Raw genomic sequence first — 2,851 nt, 5'->3', positions numbered from 1 at the left:
CATAACAGCCGGATTATTGCAACCGCCGCCGTGCTATCGATCTCATTGGCATTACCCGCACTTGCCCAGACTACGCCGTCGGCTAACGCCACCTCGCAGGGCACGTCGACCACGACTGGCGGCAGTCAAGGTATGCCAACCCCGAAAGCTGCCGGTCAGCTGTCCACCACATCCACGGGCGGGGGGGATGGCCCCTTCCGCCGCTCCGTCAACCGCTACGACTGGGACAACGGGGATGTCGACTGCTCAACCGGGCGCCCCTAGCGCCGCGTCCAAGTAAGCTGAATAGGGCGGCTCCGGATTGAGCCGCCCTGTCAGTATGCGAACATGTAGTTCCAAATAGCAGAGGGGTAAAAGGCTCTGCCGTGTCGCCTGGTCAGTTGTAGGACGCTCGAATTCTGCTCTACCGGTCCCGGGACGAATTAGCGGAGGTTGCCGGAGTGCCGGTTAAAGCTGTGATCTACGTGGAACGTGCAAATTGGCCCATTAATGATAGCTGCCGGGCGCCGTTCGTGCCGCTCTTAAAGAGCAGGCGTCGAGTTCATCAAGCACAACGGCGGAGACTTGGGGTGAGGCTGAAGCAGAAGCCCGCGCCGGTCGTATGACGAGCCAGGATCTCTCCACCCTTGATCAGATCTTCCAGACCACCAACTTAAACCAAGTCATCAACCGATGGCGCAGAGGGCGCTCTGGCAAGAACTCCGGTGAGTGAGCTAGAACGTCTTCCTTGGAATCGATTGGATCGATAAGTTAGTAGGCGCCGAGATCGTAGGTGGAGTCGGCATCGGTTCCCGATCAAGATTCCTGATGGATGAGGTCGGGAACTTTCCCATTACCTTGACCAAATTCTCTCTTGAAGGCTTCTTTGCATCGCCAACTGTTTGGCGTCGTTGAAGCTCCCTCAAGATCGCTGGGCGTGAGAGGGAGCTTCTTCCTGACTTCCGCAGAAATTCCTATTGCGCGCCTGCGTCCGGCAGGATCGAACCTTCGACCAAGACGTTATGAGCGGCCCGCTCTAACCAACTGAGCTACAGGCGCGCGTGAGTGCGGGTTCATGTCTGGAACCCATCACGGTCTGCAACGCTGATCTAAGCCCCCATGACTATGATGAGCCCTGCGGAGTGTGGACTCTGCCGACCGCTTAGACCTGCTTGAGTAGCTTTCGGACTGGAGGTGGCGAGGGCATCAACGTGACCCCCATTTCAGTTAGTTCAACACGAGCCTCGCTTTAAACAGCCTGAGCTAAAACCAGGCTTTCAGTGAATGCCGGCTTGAAGTGTTTGCGCAGTTGAATGCCAGCACCGAACTGTCCCGCAAGTGCAGCCCAGCTAATTTCTTTTGGGGCTGATAGCGAATGCAGCCGATAGGCAAGCCAGCAGTATACATTTAGTGCCATAGAAGAATTGCGAGTGTGTCTGATAGCAGATTCATCTAATGGAACCGCATGTTGCTTAAGTTGGTTGAAGAAAGTCTCGCTTAGGCGCGCGGTTTCCACAAACAATGTACCCTGGGCACTGTCGTCACCTCCCACCGAAATACCCAGTCTGCCGAGGAATGCTCGGAGGCTACCGCCTAGCTCGACATCTCGGCTGCTGGTGCGAAGGGCTTCGGATTGCAGGTAAATAAGGATTAGACGTGCTATTGCCCCGAATGGCACTCCCACATGCATTGGGGTTCCGCCTGGGGCAACGCGGACGCCAGGCTCGACCAGCAGCATCATGCTGTCAGTTTCGAGTTTCCAAATGGATGAGTTGTCTGTTGGCCTCTTATGCGGAAGAGCGGTCTGGCACCAGCCAGAGAACATGTATCCGGTGCCGGTGTCTTCGTCAGCAGACCAAGCCGCCGCCGCCTCAACAACACGGGCACCACGTCGACCATCTACTAACCCGCGTGTAGCTTGCTTGCCCTTGGCCACTAGCAAGTCATGCACGGTGCCCATCGTCTTGTTCCAAATGCAGCGGTGCTAAACTGCAGCGTGCCGAAGCATTTGTCGATGTGGACTCTGCCGACCAGAGCTATTTGAAGTTATTTGAAGACTCTCTATTTGATTGGCCGGCAAAGTCCACGGGATAACATTTGTAACTCATTGATGTTTGGTGACGCTCGGTCGGCAGAGTCCACATACGCGCGTGGATAAGGCGATGGCTAAGTATGAGGTGACCCGACGACTCGGGGAACTTATCACTCATGGCTAGAGGTCGGCAGAGTCCACATCTAGCAACCGTCGCAGGCGCGACTCGGACTTACAAACAGACGCGAACGACGCGGTTTGAATCTGGCGTTCCCGCGACGTTCGATTCACTTGCGCCGTTTGAGTTCCTCCAAAACCTCCTGCACCTTTTCGACGGCCTCAGCAGCGGTGACGGGCCATCCTTCTGCCGCGATCATGCCACCGGCTAGGCTAGCCGCTGCAGATTCTCGCTGACCTTCCCGGTTGGCTTGCTCGGGTGGGTCCTCATCGGGCTGCCGTTCTTGAACGGCTTTCACATCGCTCGCCGGGGACTGCGCCTCTTCCCGGGAGGCAGCCAGCAACTGACGGTGGGCGGCGGCAGCCGCCGGGTCACGCTCGAGGGCGAGGTCAAGCTCTGTTGGTTGAATTTGACGAAATGCTTCGTCATAATACATACCATTGCAAGCAAGATTGCTGAATACGTAAGTTAAACGCACGCCATTCATTGCCGTTGTCTCGCCGCAAATATCAGCGGGCTTCATAGCCTGAAAAGGAAGTTTCGATTTGGTTCCTACGGTCACAACAGGTGCAATGGTGTATGGAACGGCCGTTCTGCATCCGGGGAACGTCCACCAGGTGTCCAAGGGATGGCTAGAAGACGTGTAGGTTCTCGTCGAGCCA

Annotated in this window: 2 protein-coding genes; both read right to left on the bottom strand. The window is 56.3% G+C overall.

Annotated features, from left to right (window positions below):
- Positions 1-1,228: 1,228 nt before the first annotated feature.
- Positions 1,229-1,939, bottom strand: a complete 711-nt coding sequence (locus tag GSQ76_RS04860) for a replication protein RepA (RefSeq protein ID WP_254070245.1) — start codon at positions 1,937-1,939, stop codon at positions 1,229-1,231.
- 359 nt (positions 1,940-2,298) lie between these two features.
- On the bottom strand, positions 2,299-2,851 hold a 553-nt coding region (locus tag GSQ76_RS04855), incomplete at its 5' end, for a hypothetical protein (protein ID WP_216850904.1).

It is taken from the genome of Acidisphaera sp. L21 (assembly GCF_009765685.1).
GTDB lineage: Bacteria > Pseudomonadota > Alphaproteobacteria > Acetobacterales > Acetobacteraceae > LMUY01.
Note: the sequence above shows the minus strand (reverse complement) of the source record. Positions and strands in the feature narration are given on the sequence as shown.

Excerpts from the sequence above, each read along its gene's own strand:
- GSQ76_RS04860 (WP_254070245.1), bottom strand. The coding sequence starts at position 1,939 with ATGGGCACCGTGCATGACTTGCTAGTGGCCAAGGGCAAGCAAGCTACA.